The organism is Cryptosporangium sp. NPDC051539 (assembly GCF_044454545.1).
Lineage (GTDB): Bacteria > Actinomycetota > Actinomycetes > Mycobacteriales > Cryptosporangiaceae > Cryptosporangium.
This window is the reverse complement of record NZ_JBITDV010000005.1, coordinates 550,966-577,677: the sequence shown is the minus strand read 5'-3', so window position 1 is coordinate 577,677 and position 26,712 is coordinate 550,966. Positions and strand designations below refer to the sequence as shown.

Here is a 26,712-nt window from a genome sequence, read left to right as displayed (position 1 = left end):
GCCCGCACGCGACACCACTGCCGGGCCGACGACTTTCGGTCCTACCAGCAGCGTTGTAGCACCGAAAACCTGACGATCACCCGGAAGATCGGCCCGTGCGAGTCACCGTTGGCCGCGCCGGGGCCGAAGGCGTCAATGCCTGAGGCATCCGTGCCCGCCGGTCCGACCAGCGGCGTTCCAGCGCCCGCTACCCGAAGATCGTCCGACCCCAGTCGGGCCCGGCGCGGCATAGCCGGAACCGTCCGCACTCGATCCATTCGCGCCACCGACGACTTTCCTGTCCTACCGGCGGCGGTTTAGCGCCGGAAATCCGGAAGATCGACCGGCACGGGTCACCCCTGCGCGCGGCGCAGCCGCAGGGCATCCGCCCCCGGCGGGGGCCCCGAAAGCCGACGGTGCTCACGGGAAAGCTGCGCCGGAGCCGACCGCAAATCCGGCCCCAGCCAGATCACCCGCACTCGCCGCCAGCCGCACCCGGGCCTCCCGCAGAGGCGCCCGGATCTACACCGGCGGGCGATTGAAAGCGTGGCATGGCGGCTGTGGGCTCCCGACCAGCCAGCAATGTCTCCCGACCCCCAGATAGAGCTCGATCGCTGCCCAGTGGGGTGACGCGGTTGAGGGAAATCCGTGGCTGCCACCCGTCTCCCGGGTGCCCCCGGTCGATCGCTTGCCGCCGCGCCGTACGCGACGGTAAGGACTCCCCCATACCGTTCACTGCTGGATAGCCGGGATGTTGTCGGACCCTCATGGCCGATGGCCGTCGCCGACGCATGAGAACTGACCCCTGGCGTCGCCACGGGCAGCATCCAGCCGTCGTCGACCAACGGCAAGCAAGAGACCTGCGATCAACTGTCATGGCGACCGCAGCCACGTGCGCGGCCCCACGACCACATGCGTCGGGCCCGGGCCCACGTGCGCGCGGCCGCTCGACCAACCCCCTCGTGGGCGACGCGCTCGTTCGCCCGGTGTCTAGCGGCGTCAATTCCCGAGATCCAGCCGGCAGTTCGAGAGCTGGACCGCCAACTGACGTCGCGGCCACATTGACCGCACCCAGCGGGTAGCTCGCCCGCCACAAGCGGGTCAGCCCTCGCGCATCGATGCCTCGCTCGCTAGCGCCCGATCATCCAGCGCCTCAGCCCAGTGTCGGTTTCGCCTGGGGACTGGCGCAGAAGCCGCGCCCGGATTTCAAACGGTCACCGGAACTCAAACGGTCCGCCGCCGGCAGACCCCGTCCCGCTATGGGCGGTCGCAGGGGATCGGGCAGCGATAGCTCAGTGGCACGACGACTTCGTCCGACGTGTGGTTCAGAACACGGTGCGGAAACCTTGGCTATCCGCCGATCGGGGTAGGGCCCGATCGGGCGCACGTGCCGTGACGTCCGGTTTTTGAACCTCGTTCAGAAGTGACTTCAAGAAATCATGCGCGCAGGGGCGTCCGTCGCACGGATTCCGCAATCGATCCAGTTCGATTTTGGTGGGACGGAATCCCGAACGGGGGAGTCGGTTGATCACCAGTGTGTCCGATGTGGCGACAACGTCCCATCAAGCGGGACGCCCATCCGAAGTGACGCAACTCTTTGTCACTCCCCTGCCCTCATCCTGTAATGACGTCTACTCTGGTAGTCGAAACACGGAGTTGGCCGGGCATCGAATCCGCACCGTCGCTGCGTGCGGCGAGCTTTAGAACTTCGGTGGCCGGGTAATTTCCGCCCAGAGCTTGGCGGTCTGTCGGGAGGAGGGCTGCGGCCCACATGGCCCACATCGACATGTCCGTGACCCCCTCCGAGGTGGCTTCGGACGCCATACCGACGTTACGGCTCGTAGATACCGTCCGTCCGCTTGAAACCTGGCTCCAGGCCGTGGGGGAAGCGGAAGAGCCCTGCCTCCTGCTAGACCGCGACGGGGTTGTCGTGGCGGCCTCCTCGAGCTGCCACACCGCGCTGGGCTTACCGTCCCTCCGTGGCGCACTGGTCGGACGAGGTCTGCTCGAAGACGTCATCGAGCTGGTCGACTTCAGCGCCTCGCGGCTGCGGCTGCGCCCCGACGAGGTCGAGCGCATACCCCCGCTGTTCGCCCTCTCCACCGGCTCACTGGCGCGGGGGCTGATGCGCATCCGGGCGGGCGGCACCACCTGGACGCTGGACGCGGTCGCGACTCCGCTCCGCGTGGGTGGGTCCGTACTCGGTTCGCTGACGTTCTTCCATCGCGTCTGAGGTCGTGACGGCAGATAGGCTCCGGTCATGTCTGCTGTGCTTTCTCGGTACGCCTATCTCGGACCCGTCGGCACGTTCGCCGAACAGGCGCTCCGGACGGTCCCGGAGGCAGCCGACGCCGAATTGCTGCCGATGGTCACCGTTCCCGAGGCGCTGAGCGCCGTCCGTGCCGGTACCGCGGACGCCGCGCTGGTGCCGCTCGAGAACTCGGTCGAAGGCGCGGTGCCTCCCACGCTCGACGGGCTGGCCGGCGGCGAACGTCTGATGATCAACCGCGAGGTCCTGCTCCCGGTGACGTTCAACCTCTACGCGGTAGCGGGTGCCGACCTCGGCTCGATCAAGACCGTCGCCTCGCACCCGCACGGCCTGGCTCAGTGCCAGGGCTGGCTCCGCGCCAATCTCCCGAACGCCGAGCTGATCGCCTCCCCGTCGACGGCCGACGCCGCGGTGGGCGTGGTGCGGGGAGACTGGGACGCGGCCGTGTGCGCCCCGGTCGCCGGTCAGCGCAACGAGCTGGCCGAACTCGCCGTCGACGTCGCTGACAACGCCGCGGCGGTGACGCGGTTCGTCCTGGTGACCCGGCCGGCCCCGCCGCCGGTGCGCACCGGGGCGGACGTGACGTCGCTGGTCGCGTTCATCGCCCACGACCGGACCGGTGCTCTGCTCGAGGTCCTCACCGAGTTCGCGGTGCGGGGCATCAACCTGACCCGGATCGAGTCGCGTCCGATGAAGGAGCGGATCGGGCGGTACTGCTTCTTCCTCGACTGCGACGGGCACATCGACGACACCCGCGTCGGTGAAGCGGTGATGGGCCTGCGGCGCGTCTGTGCCGACGTGCGGTTCCTCGGTTCGTACCCCCGGGCGGACGCCGACCACGAGGGCGACGGCCGGGCCGAACCGTCCGACGACGATTTCGCCGACGCCGCGGCCTGGCTCGAGCGGGTTCGTTCCGGCGGCGCCTAGTGAGGCGCCTCATCGTCGTCCGGCACGGGCAGAGCGAGGCCAACGTCGACGGGAGTCTGCACTGCACGGTTCCCGGCCCCCAGCTGACCGATCGGGGCCGCCAGCAAGCCGAGGAACTGGCCGAGGCGCTGGCTACCGAAGACGTCCGTGCGGTCTGGTGCTCGACGATGACTAGGGCCGCGCAAACCGCGGCTCCCGTGGCGTCCGCCAAAGGCTTGTCGGTGCGGGAGCACGACGGGTTCAAGGAGGCCTACCTGGGCGAGTTGCACGACCGGCGGGACGCCGAGGCGCACGAGGCGTTCGACGACCTGTACGCGTCGTGGGTCGTCCGCGGTGAGCTCGGGAACCGGTGCGCCGGCGGCGGGGAGTCCGGGACCGAGGTGCTCGACCGGTGGCTGGCCGCGCTCGACGACGTCGTACTCGGCCTGGACGAAGGAACGGCGGTCGTCGTCACGCACGGTGCGTGCGCACGGCTCTCGGTCACTCGGCTCGCGCAGGTCGACCCTACGTGGGCGCTGTCACATCACTTGCCGAACACCGGGCGAATCGTGCTCGATGAAGACGGAGACAGGTGGGTATGCCGAAGCTGGGCCGGCCTGCAGCCCGACCTCTAGCTGGGGTTTCGAACACGCCCGGCCGGGCGGGGCTGAGTCGCCCGGCCGGGCGTAACCAGAGGTGACAAACTAGGCACGGCTCCCCTCGTACCCCAGTCATTCCCTCTCCGGTGCGGTTAGGCTAACCTAACCTCATGACAAGGTCCAGAGGGTGCGCCGGGGCCGGGGGCACGCGATGACGCTGCCGCCGTCGACGGCGCGCCGGCCCGCCGCGGATCTCCTCGCCGACCAGCGGTCGCTGCGCGACTGGATCACGCGTTACGGAGAGCAACACGGTGCGGGCCGGTTCCCGGTCGCCTCCGCGCTCGCGTTCAAGGCCTACACCTGGGCGCTGATCGAGGTGGCGATCGGCTGCTGGGTGTCGGAGCTCCGGGTGCTCGACGTGTCGTCGTCGCGGGTCGCCGTCTCGATCGATCCGAGCGGCGAGCCGGTGGCGGAGTTCCTGTCCGTGCACTTCACGGTTCTTCCCGACGACCCGATGGCGGGTCAGCCCGGCGTCGCGGTCGTCGAGACCGAGGCGGAGCTGCTCGAAGCGCTGCGCCGGACACTGGTCGAGGGGCACCTCGCGCCCGCGGTCGAGGCGTTCCAGCTCGTCCGGGGCGGGGGCGCGCGTCCGCTGTGGGGGACCGTCGCCCAGTCGATGGGGTACCCGGCGGCGACCGCGGATCCCGCGCTGCTGCCCGATCGGGCCGGTGCGGTGCAGCGGTTGCTGTCGATCCTGCCGCACGACGCCGGCGCGCTGGTCGAACTGGCGGAGATGGACGACGGCCGTGGGTGGCGTCCGCTGCTGTTGCGGCGGACGTGCTGCTATGCGTACACCCTGCCGGCCTATCAGCAGCCCTGCCTGACGTGCTGCCTGCTCGACGACGACGGCCGCGACGCGGTCGCGGCCGCCGACCAGGTCGCCTGGCGCCGCTGCGAGCCCGGCGGCGGCACGTCGAACTGACGACGGCGGGCCACCCCCTCTCCCGGGGTGGCCCGCCGTCGTGCCGACTACTGGAACAGGCCGCCGAGGACGCCGCCCTGCTGCTGCTGGCCGCCACCGCCGCCACCCGCACCCAGACCGGCCGGCATCTCGGACGGCTGCACGACGACGAAGCCCTGGCCGGCGAAGCTCATCGTGAACGCCTCACCGGTGGTGCGGCCGATCAGCGTGCCGAGGCCGAGCTGGTCGGCGCGGTGGTAACCGGTCTGAAGCGAGGCCGACCAGCACACCGCGGCCTGCGGGTCGGCGTAGGTCGGCTGGTCGACCTTCAGGACGACCGGCGTGCCCTTGCAGGTCACCGCGATGCGGCCCTGGCCCGAGAAGACGGTGTTGAACGCGCCCTGGGCCGAGAACATGCCGGCGCCCTGGACCATCTTGATGTCCCACTGCAGCGTCGGCTCGAACGCGAGCACGTTCGCGCCGTTGATCGTCAGGCCGTCGTGCGGGCCCTCGAGGTCGATCAGGTAGATGTCTGCCGCGTTGTCGGCGAGGAACACGTCACCGTTGCCGACCGCCTTCATCAGCGGGACGCCCTCGCCGGTGAGCTTCTGCTTCAGGAACTTGCCCAGACCGCCCGAACCCTGGGCTTGGAACTGGACGTTTCCCTGGTAAGCGACCATCGAGCCTACGCGCGCGAAGACCTCGCCGCGCAGCTCGACCTTGAGAAGCTTGGAATTCTGCAAACGCAGGCCCGGCTGCGCCGACTCCTGCTCCATGTTCGAGGCGGCGAACAGTTCTGAGCGCATCGTTTTCCCTCCGCGTAACAGTGGCTACAGGGTAGGTCCTGAGGGCCACAGCGGAAGTGCTGACCGCACAGCAAATGCTCAGCCCCACCCCAGTTCGTGGAGGCGCGCATCCGGTATGCCGAAATGATGAGCAATTTCGTGGACGACCGTGATTGCCACCTCGTCGACGACTTCTTCTTCGGTGGAACACATAGCGAGCGTGGGGTTACGGAAAATGGTGATCCGGTCCGGGAGCACACCCGCGTAGTCCCAGCCCCGACTGGTCAGCGCGTGTCCCTCGTACAGCCCGAGCAGCCCCGGCTCGGGCGGATCGTCCTCGACCAGCACGACCACGTTGCTCATCCGACGCAGGAGCTCCTCCGGAACCGAGTCCAGAGCGTCACCGACGAGTTCCTCGAAGCGCTCCCGGCTCATCACGACCATGTCTACAGATTCTTCAGCGCCTCGCGGCGCGACAAGGGCGAAAGGCGTCCCTCGTGAGCGGCGACATAGGCCCGCACCCAGTCCGGGTCGGACCAGGCGTACTGGCGTAGCGCCCAGCCGATGGCCTTGCGCAGGAAGAAGCCTTTCTCGGCCAGGTTCGGCTCGATGACGTCGGTGAGCAGGCCGAGGTCGGTATCGGTCTTGAAGCCGAGCTGGGCGAGGATCGCGGTCCGGCGCAGCCAGGGGTCGGGATCGGTGCTCCAGGCGCGGATGATCGGCGTGACGCCCTCCCGGTCGGCGTGGAGGATCGGCCCGACCCGCCGGTTCGCGATCTCGTCGACGTAATCCCACCAGGCGCCGTCGACGATCAGCTCGCGGTACAGGCCCAGGGTGTCGACGTCCTGATGACCCCGGTACGCGCGGTGGCCGGACAGGTCGATCGCGGCGTAGCGCTCCTCGCGGTAGGTGGCGTCGTGCCAGAGCGCGCGAACCGCGTTCTCCCACGTCGCCCGGCCGGGGAGCGGATGGTCGGCGAAGACGGTCTTCAGCGCGCGGGCGCGTTCCGGCTTCGGGACGCCGAGGTAGGGCATCGTCGACTTCATGTAGGCCTGCATCGCGGGCGCTTTCGCGGGATCGGCGGCAGCGGCCAGCGCGCTACGGACGGCGGCAGCGAGTACATCGACCGGCATAGGGTCGAAGTATGGCCGATCTGACTGTGCTGATCACCGGAGCGACGAACGGACACGGGCTCACCCTCGCGCGGCGCCTGGCGTCCGAGGGGGCCCGTGTGATCGTGCACGGGCGCACGCTCGAGAAAGCTTCGGCGGCCGTTCCCGGTGCCGACGTCGTCGCGGCGGACCTCGGCAGCCTCCGGGCGGTCGAGGAACTCGGCGACGAGGTACGCCGCCGCTTCCCGTCGCTGGACGTGCTCGTGAACAACGCCGGGGTCGGCAGCGGTCCGCGCGGGCAGGGCCGGCAGGTCTCGGCCGACGGGATCGAGCTGCGCTTCGCGGTGAACTACCTGGCCGGGGTCGTGCTGACGTCGGCGGTGCGTCCGTCGCGGGTCGTGAACGTGGCCTCGCTCGGGCAGGCGCCGCTGGATCCGGCGGATCCGATGTTGGAACGCTCGTACAGCGGATCGCGCGCGTACGCGCAGAGCAAGCTCGCCCAGATCATGTGGACGTTCGACCTGGCGGCCTCGGGGGTGACCGCCAACGCGATCCATCCCGGCACGTACATGCCGACCGGAATGGTCGCGGAGGCCGGGATCTCGCCGTTGACCTCGCTGGAGGACGGGGTGGCGGCGACCGCCCGGCTGATTCGGTCGGACGGGGTCAGCGGCAAGTTCTTCGACGGGCAGCGCGAAGCCACCGCTGATCCCGCGGCCTACGATCCGGGCGCCCGGGAGTACCTCCGGGCGCTGACGGATCACCAGCTGGTGCGGAGCGGGCGCCCCTCGTCGTAACCGGCCGTGGACTGGATGCCGACGACCGCCTTCTCGTGCAGCTCCTCGAGCGAGTTCGCGCCCGCGTAGGTGCAGGCCGAGCGCAGGCCGGCGACGATCTGGTCGATGACGTCCTCGACGCCCGGCCGCTCCTGGTCGATGTACATCTTCCCCGAGCTGATGCCCTCTTCGAACAGAGCCTTGCGGGCCCGGTCGAACGCGGACTCGGTGCGGGTGCGGTGCCGCACCGCGCGACTCGACGCCATGCCGAACGACACCTTGTAGAGCCGGCCGTCGCCGTCCTGCTGGAGGTCGGCGGCGCTCTCGTAGGTGCCGGCCAGCCAGGAGCCGACCATGACGTTGGCCGCGCCGGCGGCCAGCGCGAGCGCGATGTCGCGGGGATGGCGGACGCCGCCGTCGGCCCAGACGTGCTTACCGTGCCTGCGTGCTTCGGCGGCGCACTCGAGGACGGCACTGAACTGCGGGCGGCCGACGCCGGTCATCATCCGGGTCGTACACATGGCGCCGGGGCCGACGCCGACCTTGACGATGTCGGCGCCCGCGTCGATGAGGTCTTTCGTGCCGGCCGCGGTGACCACGTTTCCGGCCACGACCGGTACCGACGGGTCGACGCCGCGAACGGCACGGACGGCCGCGAGCATCTTCTCCTGGTGCCCGTGTGCGGTGTCCACGACCAGGACGTCGGTCCCGGCGTGAAGTAGTGCCTCGGCCTTGCCCGCGACGTCGCCGTTGATGCCGATCGCGGTTCCGACGCGGAGCCTGCCGTGGGCGTCCAGGGCCGGCGTGTAGAGCGTGCTGCGCAGCGCGCCGGTGCGGGTGACGACGCCGACCAGGAGGCCGCCGGCGTCGACGACCGGGGCCAGCTTGCGGCGCGAGTCGTGCAGCGTCCCGTAGGCCTTGTCCATCGGGGTGCCTTCGGTGATCGTCAGCAGTTCGGTGCTCATCACGGCCTCGACCTGCGTGAATCGGTCGACGCTCTCGCAGTCCGCAGGCGTCACCACACCCACCGGCCGATTGCCCTCGACCACGACCGCGGCCTCGTGCGCGCGCTTGTGGATCAGCGCCAGCGCGTCGCCGACGGTGTGGTGCGGGCTGAGCGTCACCGGGGTTTCGTAGATCGTGTGCCGCTGCTTGACCCACTCGACGACGCCCGCGACGACGTCGAGCGGGATGTCTTGAGGGATGACCGTGAGCCCGCCGCGGCGAGCCGTGGTCTCCGCCATCCGGCGTCCCGCGATCGCGGTCATGTTCGCCACGACGAGGGGAATCGTCGTGCCGACGCCGTCGACGGTGGAGAGGTCGACATCGAGGCGGGACCTGACGTCGGAGCGCGCGGGCACCATGAAGACGTCGTTGTAGGTCAGGTCAGCTGTCGGCGAGATCGGGCCGCCGGAGGCCTGGAGGAACTGCACGTTATTCCATGGTACGCGGGTCATTTTGGTGGGTCATGTGATCCACCACACCGGGCCTCCGGGTCGGGGTCACCCTTCTGGAACGATCCCGAAATCCGGCCGGTAGACGATGGGATCCATGACGCTCTGGCAGATCCGCACGGTCGTCGACGACGAGCCCGGTCGCTTGGCCGCACTCGCGAGCAGCCTGGCCGACCTCTCGGTCAACATCCTGTCGGTCCAGGTGCACCCGGTGGTGGCGGGTGCGGTGGACGACTTCGTCGCGGACGCCCCGGCCTCGCTGACCGCGGAGGAACTCGTCGCGGCGGTGGGTGCCGGAGGCGGCCGGCGGGCGGTGGTGCGTCCGGCGGACGTGCACGGCCTGGCTGATCCGCCGACTCGGGCGCTGCAACTGGCGGCGCGGCTGGTGCGTGATCCGGAGTGCCTGCCGCTGGCGTTGTCGGACCTGCTGGACGGCAGCGCCGTGCAGTGGACCCCGGCCGCTGATCCGTCCGATGAGCTGCGACTTCGCGATCCTCGCGGTGGTTCGCTGCGGATCGTACGCATGGATGCCCGGCTGACGCCGTCGGAGACCGCGCGGGCGCACGCCCTCGCCGACCTGGCGGCCCTGCTCGTCGCGGCCGGCGACGGCGGGGACGCTCGGCGGTCGGCCCCCGAGGCAGCCGAGGGGTCCGCGGCGGCGGTGCACTGGCGGCGGCCCACGGTCGCGGACCTGGGCGCGATCGCCGAGATGCACGACCGGTGCTCGGACTCCTCGCGGTACCGGCGGTACAACTCCGGGATGGCGCGGCCGAGCGGGCGGCAGCTCGCGCGGCTGATCAACCCGCGGCTGGGCGTGGCGCTGGTCGGGGTGGCGCCGGACGGGAAGGTCGTCGTGCTCGGGAACCTGATGTGGTGCGCCGCGACGGAGCCGACGCCCGCGGAGCTCGGGCTGCTGGTCGAGGACGCCTGGCAAGCCCGCGGGCTGGGCTCGGCACTGGCCAGGCGGCTACTCGCCGCGGCCGCCGACGCCGAGTGCGCGCAGGTGCACGCGGTGGTCCGTCCCGACAACCTGCCGATGCTGCGCCTGTTGGCCGGCCTGGGTCTGCCGACCCACCGCGCCTGGGACGAGGGCATGCTGACGGTGACGGTCGCGGTAATGGAGAAGAGCGCTGCGGAGGGTCGTCTGTAGGCTTGCGGGGTGATCGATCTTCGCTTCCTCAGGGACAATCCCGACGCTGTTCGCGCCAGCCAGAGTGCTCGCGGGGAGTCGGAGTCCCGGGTGGACGAGCTGCTCGCGGCCGACGAGCGGCGGCGGGCCGCGGTGGCCAAGGCGGACGCCCTGCGCGGCGAGCAGAAGGCGGTTTCGAACAAGGTCAAGGCCGCGTCCAAGGAGGAGCGTCCGGCGCTGGTGGCCGCGGCCCGTGAGCTCGCGGCGACGGTGAAGGAGGCGGAGGCCGTGCAGGCGGCCGCCGACGCAGCACTGCGGGACGCTCACCTGGCGATCCCGAACGTGGTCGAAGAGGGCGCACCGGCCGGGGGCGAGGACGACTACGTGGTCCTGCGCGAAGTGGGGACGATTCCGGCTCTGACCGATCCGCGTGACCACCTCGAGCTCGGCGAGAAGCTCGGCGCGATCGACATGGAGCGCGGCAGCAAGGTCAGCGGCTCGCGGTTCTTCTTCCTCACCGGCGTCGGCGCGCTGCTCGAGCTCGCGCTGCTCAACATGGCGGTCGCCCAGGCGGTCGAGTACGGCTTCACGCCGGTGATCACGCCCACGCTGGTCAAGCCCGAGATCATGGCCGGCACCGGCTTCCTCGGCGCGCACGCGGACGAGATCTACCGGCTCGAGGCCGACGACCTGTACCTGGTCGGGACGAGCGAGGTTCCGCTGGCCGGTTTCCACTCGGACGAGATCCTCGACCTGTCGAACGGCGCGAAGCGCTACGCGGGCTGGTCGACGTGCTACCGCCGGGAGGCCGGCTCGTACGGCAAGGACACCCGCGGGATCATTCGTGTCCACCAGTTCGACAAGGTGGAGATGTTCTCCTACACGACTCTGGATCAGGCGCACGAGGAGCACCAGCGTCTGCTCGCGTGGGAGGAGGAGATGTTGGCCAAGGTGGAGATCCCCTACCGCGTGATCGACGTCGCCGCCGGTGACCTGGGGTCGTCGGCCGCACGGAAGTTCGACTGCGAGGCCTGGGTACCGACGCAGGGCCGGTACCGCGAGGTCACGTCGACGTCGAACTGCACCGACTTCCAGGCGCGCCGGCTGAACATCCGCCACCGCGGTGCTTCGGGGCGTCCGGAGCCGGTGGCGACGCTGAACGGCACGCTGGCCACGACCCGGTGGATCGTCGCGATCCTGGAGAACCACCAGCAGCCGGACGGCTCGGTGACGGTGCCGGCGGCGCTGCGGCCCTATCTCGGAGGCAGGCAGAGCCTGAGCCGGGACGTGCTCGCACCGTGAGACGACTCGATCCCGATTGGCGTCCCAAGCTCGTCGCGCTCGACCTGGACGGCACCGTGGTGCCGTACGGGCGGGCGGGCACCCGGCCGAGCCTCGCGGTGGCCGCGGCGGTCGGCCGGGTGATCGACGCCGGGGTACCGGTCGTCGTCGCGACCGGCCGGGCGGTACCGGACGCCGTGGACACGGCGGTGGCGCTGGGCATCCACGGCGTCGAGCTCGTGTGTACGAATGGAGCGGTGGTCTACGACGCCGAGACGGCGATGGTGACCCACCAGGTCAGCGTCGACGTGGCGCCGGCCGCGGCGGCGCTGGCCGCGCGCATTCCCGAGGCGGTGTTCGCGGCTGAGCGCGACCCGCACGGGTTCTTGACCACCGACGGCTTCCACCGCGAGTTCACGGTCGGGAAGCAGGAGGTCGTCGACCTGGCGACGCTGGTGTCCTCGCCGGTGGTGCGGCTGGTGTGCGTGGCGCCCGGGTGGGACGTCGACCGGATGGCCGCGGTGGCGAGCGAGGTGCTCGACCCGGCCGAATACAGCTGGGACCTCGGGTACAGCGCGTGGCTCGACGTCCAGGCGCCGGGGATCTCGAAGGCGACCGGCACCGCGATGGTCTGCGCCGATCTCGGCATCGACGCCGCCGACGTGCTCGCGATCGGCGACGGGACGAACGACATCGAGCTGTTCAAGTGGGTCGGCTGGGCGGTGGCGATGGGCCAGGCGCTGGAGGTCGTCCAGTCCTTCGCCGACGAAGTGACCGATCCGGTCGAGCTCGACGGGTGTGCCACGGTGCTGGGCCGGTGGTTCCCGTAACGTCTGCGCGTTCGGGGCCGATGGGACCTGATGTGCTGCCGCGGCTCGTCGCGACCGACCTCGACGGGACGCTGATCCGGTCGGACGGGACGGTCTCGGCCTATACCCACGACGTCCTGCGCCGGGTGCGCGACGCCGGCGTCGAGGTGGTCGGTGTGACCGGTCGCGGGCCGCGCCTGCGGACGCTGTCGGCCGCGGCCGTGGACGTTTCCCGGTACCTGGTGTGTGCGCAGGGCGGATTCGTGCTCGACCTGGAGACCGGCGGGGTGCTGAGGGCGACGCGGATCGCGGGCCCGGTCGCCGCGCAGGCGGTGGAGCTGATCGAAGCGCAGGTCGGCCCGGTGCTGGTGACCGTGGAGGCCGGTGAGGCCGACGCGGCGCCGCTGCACGGGGACCCGGCGTTCGCGTGGCCGTACCCGGACCCGTGGGAGCCGGCCGATCGGGCGTCGATGTTCGCCGGCGAGTTGCTGAAGCTGTTCGTCCGGGCGCCGGCGATGGACGTCGAGGAATTCTTCGCGGTGGCCCGGTCGGTGGTGCCGCCGTCGGTCGGCGAGGTCACGTACGCCGGGCAGGGATTCGTCGAGATCTGTCCGACCGGGGTCACGAAGGCGGCCGGGCTCGCGGTCGTCTGCGACGTCCTGGGCGTGCCGGCGGCCGACGTCCTGGCGTTCGGGGACATGCCGAACGACGTCCCGATGCTGTCGTGGGCCGGACGAGGGGTCGCGGTGGCGAACGCGCATCCGTCGTTGAAGGCGGTCGCCGAGGAGGTGGCGCGCTCGAACGACGACGACGGCGTCGCGGTGTACCTCGAAGCGCTACTGGCGGACGAGGGCTAACCACAGCGGGGTCGTGATCACCGAGACGGTGGTCGAGACGACGATCGCCGAGGCGATCGGGCCGCGGAGCGCCTCGAACTTCTCCGCCATCAGGTAGACGTTGGCGCCGGTCGCGACCGAGGCCAGCAGCACGACGGCCAGCGTGTCGATCGTCGACAGGCCGAAGGCGATCGCGAGCAGCCAGACCGCCAGCGGGTGCAGCACGAGTTTGATCGCGGTGATCAGCACGCTGATCTTCCAGCCCTCGCGCAGGCCGTAGCGCTGCAGGCCGATGCCGAGTACGACGAGCGCGAGCGGTGTCGCCGACCGGGCCAGCAGGTCGATCGGGTCCATGAGCGCGTCCGGGAGGCCGACGTGCAGCAGCCTCAGCAGCGTTCCGGCCACGATCGCGATGATGAGTGGGGTGGCGCTGACCGTGGCGGCGGTCTTGAGCAGCCCGAGCGCGGTGAGCGTGCCGCCGCGGGCGTGCTCGACCGAGGCGGTGGCCAGCGTCCAGAGGACCGCGGCGTTGAAGATCAGCACCATCGCGACGGCGGGGAGCGCGGCCGGGCCCAGGAACGCCTGGGCCAGCGGGATGCCGAGCAGGACGTTGTTGGAGAAGACCCCGCCGACCGCGACGAGGGACCGGCCGACGCGGTCCCGCATCCGGTGGGTGGCGACGCGCCCGATGGCGAAGACGAGGAAACAGCCGCCGAAGTAGGCGCCGACGATCTTCCAGGACGGGGAGGCCGGCGAGGGACTGCTGGTGAGGGAGAAGAGGAGCGCCGGGAGCGAGACGTTGAAGACGAACGCGGTGAGGGGCGTGCCGGCGGCGCGGGCCCAGGGAGTGAACGTGGCCAGGAGGTAGCCCACGACGATCAGCAGGAAGACCGGGAGCGATTCCAGGACCTGGGTGAGCACGCGGTGAGAAGGGTTCAGGACTTGCGTCGGGGCTTGTTCCGGTTGCGCGGCGCCTTCGGCCGAGCCTCAGCCGGCTCGGTCGGGTCGGTCGGCTCAGCCGGGTCGGTCGGGTCGGCCGGCTTCGTGGCCTCCTCCGGGAAGGCCTGCCAGGCGGGCTCGGCGGACGATTCGCCGACCCGGCGGGCGGCGCGGGCCTCGGCCGACTCCGACAGCCGCCCGACGCTCGGGCCGCCGTCAGCATCCGCCGCGGCCACGTCGGCCGGGGACGGCGGCATCGTCAGGGCTACCGCCGCCGCGGTCAGCAACGCGCTGCCGACGAGACCGCACGCGATCGCGGCGGTCCACGGCACCGCGACGCCGCTGACCCGTTCGCTACCGAAGGCCACGTCGGCGTAGAACGACTCCCAGAGCGTCACCGCCCACTCGACGGACGCCACCACGACGAGCGCGCCCAGCCCCGCGTACCGGAACGTCAGGCGGCCGGGCCGGGCCAACGCCGCGAGCCCGGTGGCCACCAGCGCCGCCACCGACAGCACGCCGGTCAGCAGCGCGAGGATCGACCACTCGCTCGGCAGGTGCCCCTGGCCCCCGACCGGCCGCACCCAGGCCACCGGCACCAGCAGGGCCATCACGGTCCCGGCCAGCGCGAGGATCTTTCCCGCGTTCAGCGCCGCCGCCGGCGGCCCGAGCGGAGCCCCCCGCTGCCCGAGCGGAGCCCCCCGCTGCCCGAGCGGAGCACCCTGCGGCCCGAGCGGAGCATCCTGTGGCCCGGCCGGGGCACTCTGCGGCCCGGGCGCCGGGCGCGAGGGAAGCGCTCCGGCCGATTCCGCCTGCGGCCGGAACCACCGCACGACCCCGACGCCGATCAGCACCAGGAGCGTCGCGACGATCCCGGCCGCCCCGATCCCGCCGCCGATGATCTGCCCGAAGATCGCACTCCGGTAGGCCGGGTCACGCGTCGCGGGCGGCATCGCGTCGACGTACTCCTGGTAGCGGATGTACGCGGCGAGGAACGCCAGCAGCGTGGCCGGAAGCACGGCGGGGAGGGCAGCCCGCACCAGCGGAGCCCCGAGCGGCGAGGCCCGCAGGATCAGCACCGCGACGGCCGAGAACACCACGGCGAAGCCGAGCGCGAACCCGCCGAGGACGTACACCGTCGGCAGCGCAGTACCCGGGTCGAGGTTCTCGACCGTGTCGTTGCCGGTGCGGAGCGCGTGGTGGAGCTGCACGATCTCGCTGAGGAACTGGTAGGCGGAGACCAGTCCGCCGACCGCTCCGACCGCGAGCGATCCGGCGACGATCCGGTCGAGCAACCGTTCGGTACGTACCAGTTGCCGCGCAGAAGCCATGCCGCATTGTTGCCGGAGTGCGAAACGCCTCCGCACGCGACCGGCCGGATGCTCGGGTGAGCATCCGGCCGGTTATGCCTTGACCAGGCGAACTACGCGTCAGCGATCGGCGCGGTTACCGCTGTGGCGGGAGGAGCGCTGCTCCGGCGTCCAGCGCGGGCGCCGGGGATCACGGTCGGACCGCTCGCCCCGCTCGCCGGACGGCCGGTCGGTCCGGAACCCACGGTCTGCGCTACCAGTGCGCTCGCCGCGGTCGGGACGCTCGCCACGCGGGTAGCGGTTGCCACCCTCGGAACGGTTGCCCTCGGGCCGGTCGGTGCGCTCGGACCAGCGGGGCCGGTCGGAACGGTTCGGCCCGCCGCGGTAGCCGCCCTCGCGACGGTCGCCGGACGCGCCGCGACGGTAACCGCCGCTGCGACCGCGATCGCCACGCTCACCGTCGAGCTCGCGGTTGCGCCGACGGCGGGATTCCGCAGCGGCGAGCTCCTCCTCGGTCGGCGGCGGCGGAGCCGGCGGCAGAGCGTCGGTCAGGACGCTCGGCAGCGGCATCTCCGGCGCGATCGTCGACCGGGTCGGGTTGATGCCCGCGAGCTTCGCCAGCCGGTGCGCGGTCTTCCGGCTGTACGGCGCGACCAGCGTCGCGACGACACCGGAGGCACCGGCACGAGCCGTACGACCCGCGCGGTGCAGGTACGACTTCGGGTCCGTCGGCGGCTCGTAGTGCACCACCAGCCCGACCCCGTCGACGTGCACCCCACGAGCGGCGACGTCGGTAGCGACCAGCACCGGCGAGCGTCCGCTCTTGAAGTTCGCCAGCACCCGGTTGCGCTGACCCTGCGTCCGGCCACCGTGCAGCGGCTCGGACGGGAGACCACGCTCGGAAAGCTGCTCGGCGAGCCGGTCGGCCCCGAGCTGGGTCTTCACGAACACGATCGTGCGGCCGGTGGACCGCACCAGGTCGGCGACGACCCGCACCTTGTCGGCGTGGGTCACGTGGAGCATGTGGTGCTCCATCGTGTCGACCGACGCCGTGGACGGCGCCAGCGAGTGCGTCACCGGGTTGTTCAGGTACTCGCGGACGATCGTGTCGACGTCGTTGTCGAGCGTCGCCGAGAACAGCAGACGCTGACCGTCGGGCCGGACCTGGTCGAGCAGGCCGCGGACGACCGGCAGGAAGCCCATGTCGGCCATCTGGTCGGCCTCGTCGATCGCGGTGATCTCGACCTCGTCGAGCACCGCACTGCCGCGCCGGATGTGGTCTTCCAGGCGACCGGGGGTGGCCACGATCACGTGGACGCCACGGCGGAGGTCTTCGAGCTGGCGGGACATCGCGGCCCCGCCGACGATCGGCCGGATCCGCACACCGACGGCGCGGGCCATCGGCGCGAGCGCGTCGGTGACCTGCAGAGCCAGCTCACGGGTCGGCACCAGCACCAGGCCGAGCGGGTGACCGGGACGGACCCGGGCACCGGCCAGCTTGGCGACCAGCGGCAGCCCGAAGGCCAGCGTCTTGCCGGAGCCGGTGGCGCCACGTCCGAGGACGTCACGACCCGCCAGCACCTCGGGGATCGTCGCCGACTGGATCGGGAACGCGTTGGTCAACCCCTGCCGGCTGAGCACCGTCACGATGGCGTTCGGCAGGCCGAGGTCGGAGAACGGAACCGGTGCCGGTGTGGCCTCCGGTTCGAGACTTTCGAGAATCGCATCCTCAGATGCAAAGTCGGGCATTTCACTTACAGCAGACAGCGTTGGCACAGAACAGCTTTCCGGGCGGACGACAGCAGCTATGGCCATCCACCCCGGTCGGGGTAACGGGGGATCTCCGATACACGGATCGGTACGCCGAACCCACTCACCACCGGACACGGGTTCGCGTCGCCTCGAAGGAACAGTCTTACGAGCTCACGAATTCCCCTGAGCTGCTGTGGGGTCTCCGCGAGGACTCGATGATTACAAGAATACCTGGTCCTGCCGAGTGCTCGGGAGACGGCGCCGATCAGCCGTACGGTCCCTCACCGGAGCCAACAGGCCACATCTTTCTCACAGCGGGTCGGCTGGTCTCGGTGGCGGGGGATGCCTACCGTCTCTAGACATGGGAACAGGTGGTCCCGGCACAGCATCGGGAAACAGCCAGCTCGCCGAGGCGGGCCGTCGCCTGAGAGGAACCGCGATGTACCGGCTGCACTGCCCAGAGTGCGCACGGCCAGGCGTTACGCGAACGAACCGGCGCGAGGTACAGGCGCTGGCCAACACGCACAACCAGATGCTCCACCGCGGCCAACCGGTAGCAATCGTCCGGATGGCCGGCTGGAACCTTTTTCGGAGGGTGACCCGTCAGTCCTGATCGGCAGTGAGCCGCATTACCCGTAGGTAACGTTCAACCCCTTCAACAGTCACGACCCGGGGCCCCGCGCAGCAGCGCGGGGCCCCGGACCTTCTCTAGGGTTGACGCATGCACGCGATCAAGATCACTGAACCGGGCGGACCCGACGTACTGCGCTGGACCGAGGTTCCCGACCCGGAACCCGGCCCCGGCGAGGTCCTGATCGACATCGTCGCCTCCGCGGTCAACCGCGCTGACCTCATGCAACGCCAGGGTTTCTACCCACCGCCCCCGGGCGCGCCGGAGTATCCGGGCCTGGAGTGCTCGGGCCGGATCGCCGCGCTCGGCCCCGGCGTCGAGGGCTGGAACGTCGGCGACGAGGTGTGCGCGCTGCTGGCCGGTGGCGGTTACGCCGAGAAGGTGGCCGTATCGGCCGGGCAGTTGCTGCCGGTTCCCGAGGGGGTTTCGCTGGCCGAGGCCGCCGGGCTCCCCGAGGTGTACTGCACGGTCTGGTCGAACGTGTTCGCGATCGGCCGGCTCGCCCCAGGCGACACATTTCTCGTGCACGGTGGTGCGGGTGGCATCGGCACGGCCGCGATCCAGCTGGCCGCCGCCTACGGCGCCCGGGTGTTCTGCACCGCGAGCCCCGCGAAACACCCCCGCTGTCTGGCGCTCGGCGCCGAGCGTGCGATCGACTACCACTCCGAAGACTTCGTGGACGTCGTGAAGAGCGCCACCGGCGGCAAGGGCGCCGATGTGATCCTCGACAACATGGGCGCGAAGTACCTCGAGCGCAACGTCGCGACGCTGGCCACGAACGGGCGGCTGATCGTCATCGGCATGCAGGGCGGCATGCAGGGCGAGGTGAACCTGGGCGCGCTGCTGTCCAAGCGCGCGTCGATCACCGCGACCTCGCTCCGCGCCCGGCCGGCCGAGGAGAAGGCCGAGATCGTCGCGGACGTGAAGACGCACGTCTGGCCGCTGCTGGAGTTCGGCAAGATCCGCCCGGTCATCGACCGCGCGATCGCGCTCCCGGACGCCGCCGAGGCCCACCGCGTCCTCGAGTCCGGCGACGCCACCGGCAAGGTCCTGCTGGTCAACTAGGGAGCCGGCACCACCAGCCGCCAGGTGTCGGCCGCGAACTGCAGCTGGAACCCGAGGCCGGTGTAGAAGTGCAGCGCGTTGTGCGCGTTCCCGGTGTCGACGCCGAGGCCGACGGTGCTGCGCCCGCGAGCGGCGAACTCGACGAACGACGTCCGCAGCAGCGCGGTGGCGATGCCGCTGCCGCGCGCCGCGGCGACCGTGCCGAGGTTCTGCACCCAGCCGGTCGCCTCCCGGTCGTTGTGCCCGACCAGCACCCCGACGTCGACCGCACCCCGGGACGCGATCCAGGTCAGCGTCCAGTCGCGGTGGTCGGCGTCCATCCGCTTGCGCCAGTCGTCGTAGGACGTGGGCTCGAAGCCGAAGTGCCCGGCGAACGTCTCCTGGACGAGCCGGTACGCGATCTCCTGGTCACTCGGCGCGGTCGCGACCCGGACCCGGACGTCGGCCGGCAGTACCGGCAGCGCGTCCGCGCCCGTCGACACCGGCCGGGTGAGCACGTGGTGGCGCCGGACGTTGCGCCAGCCCCGCACCGGCAGCGCGTGCACGGCCAGGACGGACTCCGGCGTCAGCGCCAGGTGCAGGTCAGCGGCCGGGACGCCCGGCGTGGTCGCGGCGATCTCGGCGGCCCTGGCGGTGAGCAGGTCGAGCAATAACGAACCGGCTGCCACCTCGTCCGGAAGTACGTAGTGATCGACGTCCAGGCGACCGCTCGCGGAGGCGGGCCAGAGGACCGCGTAGGCGACCAGCCGGTCGCCGGAGAACGCGAGCCAGGAGTCCCGGGCCAGGTCATCGCTGCGGCGGAGGTCACTCTCGACTTCGTCGACGGCGTAGCCGGCCTCTCCGGTATCGACGAGATCCACCACGTTGATCAGGTCGCGGACCGCGGCGGCGTCGGCGGTCGTGGCCGGCCGGACCGTCAACTCGGCCGTGGCCGGAGTACTCATTGATCGAGAGGGCATACCTGCACCCTCCGCCACCGGCATCCGCAAGCACAACTGATTGCGAGAGGATGGCCAGATGACCGAACCTCAGTCCCCCGATGAGCGCCCCGACTCGCCCGGTCAGACCGTCATGGTCATGGGTCCGGACGGCTCGCCGGTCGGCGCGATGCCGATCGAGATCGGCAAAGATGACAACGACAACGATCCGGCGCGCCTGATCGAGCAGCCCGGAAAGGTCATGCGGATCGGCAGCATGATCAAGCAGCTGCTGGAGGAGGTGCGGGCGGCACCCCTCGACGAGGCCAGCCGGGCGCGGCTCAAGGAGATCCACGCACGGTCGATCGCCGAGCTCGAAGACGGCCTGGCGCCCGAGCTCCGCGACGAGCTCGAACGGCTGTCGCTCCCGTTCACCGACGACGTGACGCCGACCGAGCCGGAGCTGCGCATCGCCCAGGCACAGCTGGTCGGCTGGTTGGAAGGGCTGTTCCACGGCATCCAGGCCGCGCTGGTGGCGCAGCAGATGGCGGCCCGCATGCAGCTCGAGCAGATGCGCGGACGCCCGGCGCTGCCGCCGGGGCTCGGTGGCATCGTGGCCGGCGAATCCGGTCCGACCCCCCACGGCACCGGCCAGTACCTGTAGGTCAGCGCGGGGTGGCGGCTTCTACCTCGTCCAGCAGGGCGTCGAGGTAGGTCGCCACCCCGTCGGCGTCGTTGCCGGTCGTGACCGTGTGCGCGACGGCCGCCGCCTCCGGATGGGCTCCGGCGACGACGACGCTCCGGCCGGCCCAGGTGAGCATCGGGATGTCGTTGGGCATGTCGCCGAACGCGACGATGGCGGCCGGGTCGACGCCGCAGCGCTGCGCGACCCATTCGAGGCCGGTCGCCTTCGTGACCCCGGACGCCGAGACCTCGATCAGCCCCCGGAAACCCGAGTGGGTCGGCGTGACCCGGCCGTCGAACACCCGGGTGCAGCGCGTCCACAACTCGGCCGCCTCCACGCTCGGGGCCCGGATCAGCAGCTTCTCGACCGGCTCGGCGATCAGCTCGTCGTAGGAGACCTCGTTCTCGTCCCGACGGCCGAGATCGTGCCGGACCGGGTACTCGGGCTCGTGCAGCATCCGGCGGCCGCGCTCGACCGCGAAAATCGCGTCCGGAAAGGTCTCTCGGACCGCGGCGGTGACCGCGCGAAGGGTCTCCGCGGGAATGGTCCAGTTCTGCAGGACCTGGCCGGAAGCACCGTCGAGCACCACCGCGCCGTTGGCGCAGACGACCTGACCACGGCGGCCGGTCTGCGCGAGGACCGGGTCCATCCAGCGCCAGGGCCGGCCGGTGACGAAGACCAGCGTGATTCCGGAGCGCTCGAGGCGTTCGAACGTGGTGAGCGTCCGCGCCGAGACGGTCAGATCCGATCGGAGCAGGGTTCCGTCGAGATCGGTGGCGACCAGCCTGGGGACGAACACTTATCCAGCCTTACACGCGGCGGCGCAACCCACCCGCCGGATGTCGGGTTTGCCGGACGTGAATATTGGTTACGCTGCGTGCGTGGCGAACTACGCGACCGCGGACGTCGTGGACCGGGCCGAACTGCTGACGTTTCTGCGTCCCCGTCATCACGGGCTGCTGGCGACCACCCGCAAGGACGGGCGGCCCCAGCTCTCCCCGGTGACCTGTGGTGTCGACGACTCGGGCCGGATCGTGGTCTCGACCTACCCCGACCGGGCGAAGGCCTCCAACGCCCGCCGCGACACCCGGGCCAGCGTCTGCGTGCTCTCGTCCGACTGGGACGGGCCTTACGTCCAGGTGGACGGGATCGCCGAGGTGCTCGACCTGCCCGAGGCGCTGGAGCCGCTGGTCGAGTACTACCGGGTGATCGCCGGTGAGCACCCCGACTGGCCCGGCTACCGGTCGGCGATGGAGAAACAGGGCAAGTCACTGATCCGGATCTCGATCGAGCGCTGGGGCCCGATCGCGACCGGCGGTTTCCCGCCGCGCCTGGCCGACCAGTTCGGCCGGGTCTGACCGGGATCCGACACAACCCGAACTGACGCGACGACGGCTCGCTACCACCCTGGTCCTATCCTGGCCTGCAGAGGGCGAGGGGAGGTCGGGTGACACCTGCGGGCACCGGACCTCGCCTCGGAGACCGATATGTCCTAGGTGAGCTGCTGGGACGTGGGGCGACCGGTGGGGTCTACGCGGCGCACGACGTCCACCTCGACCGGCCGGTAGCGGTCAAGATCCTGGTTCAGGCCGGCGACACGCTGACGACGCCCGAGCGTTTCCAGCGCGAGGCCCGCACCACCGCCCGTCTCAACCACGCGAACATCGTCGCGGTCCACGACGTCGGCCGGGTGAGCGAGCGCGACACGATCGACGCCGCACCGGGGACGCCGTTCCTGGTGATGGAGCTGCTCACCGGCGGGAGCTGGAAGGACGAGCTTTCGCGGCGGCATCCGACGCCGGAGCGGGTGGCTTCAGCACTGGCCGGGGTGGCGCGGGCGTTGGCGGCCGCGCACGCGGTCGGGGTGACGCACCGCGACATCAAACCGGCGAACGTGCTGATCAGCGGCGACGGCGAGGCGAAGCTCGCCGACTTCGGGATCGCCAAGTCGACGGAATCGACGGGGCTGACCAAGCCCGGGGACATCGTCGGGACGCTGGCGTACACGGCGCCGGAGTGTCTCGAAGGGCAGTCGGCCGGGCCGGCCGCCGACGTGTGGTCGTTCGGCGTGATGCTCTACGAGAGCCTGTCCGGACGGCGGCCGTTCGAGCAGGAGACGCTCGGTGCGCTGATCACCGCGATCCAGTCCGGGCGGTACCGGTCGCTCGCGTACGACTTACCGGCGCTTCCGCACAGCCTGTCGGCGACCGTGGACCGCTGTCTCGATCCGGATCCGCCGCACCGGCCGACGGCCGCGGAGCTGGCCCGCGTGCTCAGTGACGCCGCTGCTACGACGCAGTTCTCCGCGCCGCCGACGACGATCACCCCGATCTCGTCCCCACCGTCCTGGAGTGCCCCGGTGTCCGGGCCGCCGGTGTCCGGGCCGCCGGTTTCTGGGAGTGGGTGGCGGGCCGGAGGTCCGCCTGCTCCGCCTACGTCGGGGGCGTCGACCTCTCCGACCTGGGGTTACCCCGCCCAGAGCCGGCCCGGGCCGGTACGGCCGGCCTCCGGGCCGCCGAGCTCGGCCGTGCGGCCGGCGTCCGGACCGCCGACCGCGCCCGGCAGCCCGGTACCCATCCCCGGCCTTCGCAGCAGCGGCCAGCTCCCGCTCCCGCCTCCTCCGACCGGCCGCCCGGTCACCGGCCATCCGGGTCCCCCGCCCGACCGCGACCGCAAGCGGCGCCGGTGGCTGCTTCCGGTCGCCGGTGTCGTCGTCTTCGTCGTCCTGGCCGGCGGCATCCTCGGCTCCCGCGCGCTGATCAGCGCCGTGTCCGGCTGCAGCGGCGAACTTCCGCTCGTCGTCGCCGCGTCGCCGGAGAAGTCCGGCATCGTCAGCGCGCTCGCCGACCGCTACAACGCCGACCCCGGTGACGTCGACGGCGAGTGCATCAAGGTCCGGATCGTGACGGTGAAGTCGGGCGAGGCCGTCGACGCGCTCGCCAAGGGCTGGCCCAGCGACGACTACGGCGACCGGCCGGACGTCTGGTCGCCCGCCTCCAGCGTCTGGGTCGGCCTCGTCGGCCAGCGCGTCGGTGCGATCGGGACGCCACCCAAGGCGCCGAGCCTGGCCCGCTCCCCGCTGGTCATCGCCGCCCCCGAAGCCACCGCGAAGGCCCTCGGCTGGCCCGCCAAGCAACCGAGCTGGCACGACATCGCCCGCTACGCCGGCAACGACGCCGCTTGGAAAGCCGTCAGCAACTCGAAGACCCCGTTCGTCTTCGCGCGAACCAACCCGCTGGTCTCCACATCCGGACTGCACGCGACGCTCGCCGCGTACCTGGCCGCGCCCGGCCGCACCGGGAACGTCCAACAGGACCTCGACCGGGACAGCGTCAAGCTGTTCCTCCGGACGCTCGAGCGGTCGACCGACCGCTACGGCGACACGACGCTGACGTTCCTCGACACGCTGCGCCAGCAGCAGGAGGATCAGGCCGCGACGACGGTCTCCGCGCTGGCGGTCGAGGAGCAGACGGTCTGGGCGTACAACCAGGGCGAGCCACTCACCGGAGGCAGCCACCTGCCGCCGCCGAAACAGAAGCTGGTCGCGCTGCACCCCAGCGACGGGACGCTGGTCTCCGACCACCCGTACGTCACCGTCGACAGCGTGATCGACGCACCCTGGGTGACGATGGCCAAGCGCGCCGCGGCCGACAAGTTCCTCGCGTTCCTGCTCGCCGACAAGCAGCAGGCCGCGTTCCGTGCGGCCGGATTCCGCGGCGCCGACGACAAGCTCGACCCGGAGGTGGTGGCCAAGTCCGGCGGCCTGATCTCCGCTGCCGCCCCGGTCACGTTCCCGCCGCCGGAGCCGTCCGCGGTGCAGGCGCTGCTCGGCGCCTGGCGCAACCTGAACCGGCCGGCGAACGTGCTGATCGTGCTCGACACGTCCGGCTCGATGAACGAGCGGGTGCCCGGGACGAACTCCACCCGCCTCGAGTTGGCGACGCGGGCCGCCAAGGAGTCGCTGTCGTACTTCGGGTCGAACGACCGCGTCGGGCTCTGGGAGTTCTCGACCCACCTCTCCGGGTCGGTGGATCACCGGCAGATCGTGCCGCTGAGCACGAAGAACGAGGGGGCGCTCGATCACGGCCTCGACAGCCTGCGGGCCAAGAACGACACCGGCCTGTACGACACCGCCAAGGACGCCGTCGACACGGTCCGGACGGCCGCGGACGCCGACGGCATCAACGCGGTGGTGCTGCTCACCGACGGCGACAACCAGGATCCGGGCAGCATCACGCCGAACGCGCTGCTGGCGTCACTGAAGCAGAAGCCGCTGGTGCACGTGTACCCGGTCGCGTTCGGGAGTGAGCTCACCCAGGCCGGTAAGACGGTTCTCACCCGGATCGCCTCGACCACCGGAGGCCGGTATTACGAGTCGAACGACCCGCGCAACATCGAGTCGGTCCTCGGCGACGTGATGTCGAACTTCTGAGGTCGTGGGCGACCTGTCAGGGACCCCAGCGATCGGTGAACGATCGTCCGGGTGATATCGCCGGTAGCTCTCCAACGACCAGCGTTTCCGATTCACCTGGCACGTCGGGTCGCCTGCGACCGCGGCCGGAACGGGACGGCGCTGGGCAGCGGAGCGGGGAGCGGTCAGTCGCGGCGGGGTCGGACCGAAGGTGTCACCAAGGGTGATCATGTGGTCCCACGTGCCCAAATTACTCGTAGGGCTGGGACGGGGTGGGGATGCCGTTCACGGTGACGGCCTTCAGCAGGGGGACGGCCTTCCACGGGTCGTCGGAACTGCTCTTGACCCAGGTCCCGGTCACCTTGACCCAGGCGTCGCGGGTCACCCGGATCGGCGAGTCGACGATCTGGACCTGGAAGGGACGGGCGTCGGCGGCGCAGCAGCTGACCTTCATCCGGGTCAGGTACCAGGCCCCGCCGCTGCGCGGGGTGACGAAGCCGCTCAGCTCGATCGTGTGACCGGTGAGCGTCTTCCCGTCGTCCCAGACCGCGCGGCGCGCGTAGTCGTTCACCGCGAGCAGGGCCGGGTCGGAACCGGTGAGGGCCGGGTAGGTGACCGACCGGGGCGGCTTGGGGACGGTCACCGCTCCGCGCTCGGCCGAGAACGATCCCAGCGCCGGTGGCGGCACCAGCACGAGCACGAAGACCGGCAGGATCCAGAGCCAGCCGACGCCGTGTCCCTCGCTCCCGTGCGAGTGCCCTTCGGCCGGGTGCTCCACGTCCGGGTGCTGCGTGTCCGGGTGCTCCACGTCCGGCTGAGTGTCGTCGGAATGAAGGTCGGCGCCGGGGCCGTGGGTCCGGACACGGGCCTCGACCCACCGCTCACGGGTCCGTTCGGCCGCCTCGCGGCCGCGCCAGTCGCGGACGAAGCCGAGCGCGCCGAACGCCATCAGCAACACGCCGGTCGCCACCAGCGGGATCGTCAGGACACCGCGCACGTAGTTCAGGTACTCGCCGGAGATCACGAGCTTGAGCAGCACCGCTCCGAGCAGCACGAAGACGATCGCCTGGACTTCGCGCCGCATCAGGCCACTCCGATCAGCAGCAGACCGGTGACGACCGACGCGGCGACCGCGACGACGAACGTCAGCGGGGCGAACCGGGCCGCGAACGCTCGGCCGAACGTTCCCGTCTGCAGCGCGATGAGCTTCAGGTCGACCACCGGTCCGACGACCATGAACGCCAGCTGCGCCGGCACCGGGAAGCCGGTCAGGCTCGCCGCCACGAAGGCGTCCGCCTCCGAACAGATCGAGAGGACGACGGCCAGCACGGCGAGAACCACGATCGAGAGGACCGGGACGCCGGCGACCGCGGTGATCCAGCTCGGCGGGACGACGACGTTCATCGTGGCCGCGGCCGCCGCTCCGATCACCAGGAATCCACCGGCCTCGAAAAAGTCGTGCGCGACCGCGAGCCGGAAGGCTTCGAACCGCGGTGTTCCCTCGGCGGACGCCGTGGGCAGGCGCCGGGTCGCGAGCCGGCCCAGCCACTCCGGCCGCCCGAAGCGGGCCCAGATCCAGCCGACGACGACCGCGGTGGCGAGCGAGGCGACGAACCGGCCGACCACCATCATCGGCTGGCCGGGGAACGCGACCGCGGTGGCGATCAGCACGATCGGGTTGATCGAGGGGGCCGACAGGAGGAACGCGAGCGCGGCCGCGGGCACGACTCCGCGCTCCACCAGCCGACCGGCGACCGGCACCGAGGCGCATTCGCAACCCGGCAACAGCGCTCCGGCGGCGCCCGCGACCGGCACGGCGAGCGCGGCCCGCTTCGGCAGGATCGCGGAGAACACCCGGGCGGGCACGAACGCGGTGATCGCTCCGGAGAGCACTACACCGAGGAGCAGGAACGGCAGCGCTTGAACGACGATCGCGCAGAACACCGTGGTCCAGGTCGCGATCGAGCCGCGGCCTCCGATGAGGAACGAGAGGACCTGGCGGCCGATCAGCACCGCGATGATCGCGGTGACGAGCAACGCGATGACGCCGGTGTGCGACTCGGGATCGGCGGCCTTCGGCCGGACCGCGGAACGCGACGACATGCG

24 protein-coding genes are annotated in these 26,712 nt (G+C 71.0%); 13 read left to right on the top strand and 11 right to left on the bottom strand.

What is annotated here, in order from left to right:
- Positions 1-1,909: 1,909 nt before the first annotated feature.
- The 4 genes from ACIBZJ_RS19180 (at position 1,910) to ACIBZJ_RS19165 (ending at position 4,735) form a co-directional block, all read left to right on the top strand.
- The gene (locus ACIBZJ_RS19180; protein WP_395931216.1) at positions 1,910-2,212 is read left to right on the top strand and encodes a hypothetical protein; all 303 of its coding nucleotides are present in this window, start codon (positions 1,910-1,912) and stop codon (positions 2,210-2,212) included.
- 27 nt (positions 2,213-2,239) lie between these two features.
- Positions 2,240-3,175, top strand: coding sequence for a prephenate dehydratase (gene pheA, locus ACIBZJ_RS19175; RefSeq protein ID WP_395931215.1), 936 nt, complete (start codon positions 2,240-2,242; stop codon positions 3,173-3,175).
- Positions 3,175-3,789 carry a histidine phosphatase family protein gene (locus tag ACIBZJ_RS19170; protein WP_395931213.1) on the top strand — a complete coding sequence of 205 codons (615 nt, stop codon included), beginning with the start codon at positions 3,175-3,177 and terminating at the stop codon, positions 3,787-3,789. The genes pheA and ACIBZJ_RS19170 overlap by 1 nt, the downstream gene beginning before the upstream one ends.
- Before the next feature lie 151 nt (positions 3,790-3,940).
- On the top strand, positions 3,941-4,735 hold the full coding sequence (locus tag ACIBZJ_RS19165; protein WP_395931211.1) for a hypothetical protein: 795 nt from the start codon (positions 3,941-3,943) through the stop codon (positions 4,733-4,735).
- Positions 4,736-4,782: 47 nt separating this feature from the next.
- Here ACIBZJ_RS19165 and ACIBZJ_RS19160 read toward each other — a convergent pair whose 3' ends face one another.
- The 3 genes from ACIBZJ_RS19160 to ACIBZJ_RS19150 form a co-directional block, all read right to left on the bottom strand.
- Complete coding sequence (locus ACIBZJ_RS19160) at positions 4,783-5,520, bottom strand: AIM24 family protein (protein WP_395931209.1); 738 nt, start codon at positions 5,518-5,520, stop codon at positions 4,783-4,785.
- 78 nt (positions 5,521-5,598) lie between these two features.
- Positions 5,599-5,934, bottom strand: coding sequence for a metallopeptidase family protein (locus ACIBZJ_RS19155; protein ID WP_395931271.1), 336 nt, complete (start codon positions 5,932-5,934; stop codon positions 5,599-5,601).
- Positions 5,935-5,945: 11 nt separating this feature from the next.
- Positions 5,946-6,632, bottom strand: coding sequence for a DNA alkylation repair protein (locus ACIBZJ_RS19150; protein WP_395931207.1), 687 nt, complete (start codon positions 6,630-6,632; stop codon positions 5,946-5,948).
- 11 nt (positions 6,633-6,643) lie between these two features.
- Between ACIBZJ_RS19150 and ACIBZJ_RS19145 the strand changes: the two genes are divergently transcribed.
- Complete coding sequence (locus tag ACIBZJ_RS19145) at positions 6,644-7,408, top strand: SDR family NAD(P)-dependent oxidoreductase (RefSeq protein WP_395931205.1); 765 nt, start codon at positions 6,644-6,646, stop codon at positions 7,406-7,408.
- Here the strand turns inward: ACIBZJ_RS19145 and ACIBZJ_RS19140 are convergent.
- The gene (locus ACIBZJ_RS19140; RefSeq protein ID WP_395931203.1) at positions 7,372-8,844 is read right to left on the bottom strand and encodes a GuaB1 family IMP dehydrogenase-related protein; all 1,473 of its coding nucleotides are present in this window, start codon (positions 8,842-8,844) and stop codon (positions 7,372-7,374) included. The genes ACIBZJ_RS19145 and ACIBZJ_RS19140 overlap by 37 nt on opposite strands.
- A 94-nt stretch (positions 8,845-8,938) precedes the next feature.
- Here ACIBZJ_RS19140 and ACIBZJ_RS19135 point away from each other — a divergent pair, with 94 nt between their 5' ends.
- From ACIBZJ_RS19135 to ACIBZJ_RS19120, 4 genes are read left to right on the top strand one after another with little or no spacing between them, the layout of a single operon-like run.
- On the top strand, positions 8,939-9,991 hold the full coding sequence (locus ACIBZJ_RS19135) for a GNAT family N-acetyltransferase (protein WP_395931201.1): 1,053 nt from the start codon (positions 8,939-8,941) through the stop codon (positions 9,989-9,991).
- Between the two features lie 9 nt (positions 9,992-10,000).
- Positions 10,001-11,272, top strand: coding sequence for a serine--tRNA ligase (gene serS, locus ACIBZJ_RS19130; RefSeq protein ID WP_395931199.1), 1,272 nt, complete (start codon positions 10,001-10,003; stop codon positions 11,270-11,272).
- On the top strand, positions 11,269-12,081 hold the full coding sequence (locus ACIBZJ_RS19125) for an HAD-IIB family hydrolase (RefSeq protein ID WP_395931197.1): 813 nt from the start codon (positions 11,269-11,271) through the stop codon (positions 12,079-12,081). The genes serS and ACIBZJ_RS19125 overlap by 4 nt, the downstream gene beginning before the upstream one ends.
- A 20-nt stretch (positions 12,082-12,101) precedes the next feature.
- A complete protein-coding gene (locus ACIBZJ_RS19120; RefSeq protein ID WP_395931195.1) occupies positions 12,102-12,917 on the top strand; it encodes an HAD family hydrolase in 816 nt (271 codons plus the stop codon).
- Here ACIBZJ_RS19120 and ACIBZJ_RS19115 read toward each other — a convergent pair.
- From ACIBZJ_RS19115 to ACIBZJ_RS19105, 3 genes are all read right to left on the bottom strand, one after another.
- Positions 12,897-13,817, bottom strand: coding sequence for an AEC family transporter (locus tag ACIBZJ_RS19115; RefSeq protein WP_395931193.1), 921 nt, complete (start codon positions 13,815-13,817; stop codon positions 12,897-12,899). The two genes, ACIBZJ_RS19120 and ACIBZJ_RS19115, sit on opposite strands and share 21 nt — an antisense overlap.
- Before the next feature lie 14 nt (positions 13,818-13,831).
- A complete protein-coding gene (locus ACIBZJ_RS19110; protein ID WP_395931191.1) occupies positions 13,832-15,166 on the bottom strand; it encodes a hypothetical protein in 1,335 nt (444 codons plus the stop codon).
- Positions 15,167-15,265: 99 nt separating this feature from the next.
- A complete protein-coding gene (locus ACIBZJ_RS19105; RefSeq protein ID WP_395931189.1) occupies positions 15,266-16,894 on the bottom strand; it encodes a DEAD/DEAH box helicase in 1,629 nt (542 codons plus the stop codon).
- A gap of 724 nt (positions 16,895-17,618) precedes the next feature.
- Here ACIBZJ_RS19105 and ACIBZJ_RS19100 point away from each other — a divergent pair.
- Positions 17,619-18,593: an NAD(P)H-quinone oxidoreductase gene (locus ACIBZJ_RS19100; RefSeq protein ID WP_395931187.1), complete on the top strand. Its 975-nt coding sequence runs from the start codon at positions 17,619-17,621 to the stop codon at positions 18,591-18,593.
- Here ACIBZJ_RS19100 and ACIBZJ_RS19095 read toward each other — a convergent pair.
- Positions 18,590-19,537, bottom strand: coding sequence for a GNAT family N-acetyltransferase (locus tag ACIBZJ_RS19095; RefSeq protein ID WP_395931185.1), 948 nt, complete (start codon positions 19,535-19,537; stop codon positions 18,590-18,592). The genes ACIBZJ_RS19100 and ACIBZJ_RS19095 overlap by 4 nt on opposite strands.
- Before the next feature lie 73 nt (positions 19,538-19,610).
- Here ACIBZJ_RS19095 and ACIBZJ_RS19090 point away from each other — a divergent pair, with 73 nt between their 5' ends.
- Entirely contained in the window at positions 19,611-20,174 is a 564-nt protein-coding gene (locus tag ACIBZJ_RS19090; RefSeq protein ID WP_395931183.1) for a bacterial proteasome activator family protein, read from the top strand.
- A 1-nt stretch (position 20,175) separates the two neighbouring features.
- On the opposite strand, the gene ACIBZJ_RS19085 is transcribed toward ACIBZJ_RS19090, so the two are convergent.
- Complete coding sequence (locus tag ACIBZJ_RS19085) at positions 20,176-20,994, bottom strand: HAD family hydrolase (protein ID WP_395931181.1); 819 nt, start codon at positions 20,992-20,994, stop codon at positions 20,176-20,178.
- Positions 20,995-21,076: 82 nt separating this feature from the next.
- Here ACIBZJ_RS19085 and ACIBZJ_RS19080 point away from each other — a divergent pair, with 82 nt between their 5' ends.
- On the top strand, positions 21,077-21,553 hold the full coding sequence (locus tag ACIBZJ_RS19080; protein WP_395931179.1) for a PPOX class F420-dependent oxidoreductase: 477 nt from the start codon (positions 21,077-21,079) through the stop codon (positions 21,551-21,553).
- A gap of 89 nt (positions 21,554-21,642) precedes the next feature.
- Positions 21,643-24,627: a protein kinase gene (locus ACIBZJ_RS19075; protein ID WP_395931177.1), complete on the top strand. Its 2,985-nt coding sequence runs from the start codon at positions 21,643-21,645 to the stop codon at positions 24,625-24,627.
- 229 nt (positions 24,628-24,856) lie between these two features.
- Here the strand turns inward: ACIBZJ_RS19075 and ACIBZJ_RS19070 are convergent, their stop codons facing one another.
- Positions 24,857-25,690 carry a TIGR03943 family putative permease subunit gene (locus tag ACIBZJ_RS19070; RefSeq protein ID WP_395931175.1) on the bottom strand — a complete coding sequence of 278 codons (834 nt, stop codon included), beginning with the start codon at positions 25,688-25,690 and terminating at the stop codon, positions 24,857-24,859.
- Positions 25,690-26,709: a permease gene (locus ACIBZJ_RS19065; RefSeq protein WP_395931173.1), complete on the bottom strand. Its 1,020-nt coding sequence runs from the start codon at positions 26,707-26,709 to the stop codon at positions 25,690-25,692. Before ACIBZJ_RS19065 ends, ACIBZJ_RS19070 begins: the two co-directional genes overlap by 1 nt.
- Positions 26,710-26,712 lie beyond the last annotated feature (3 nt).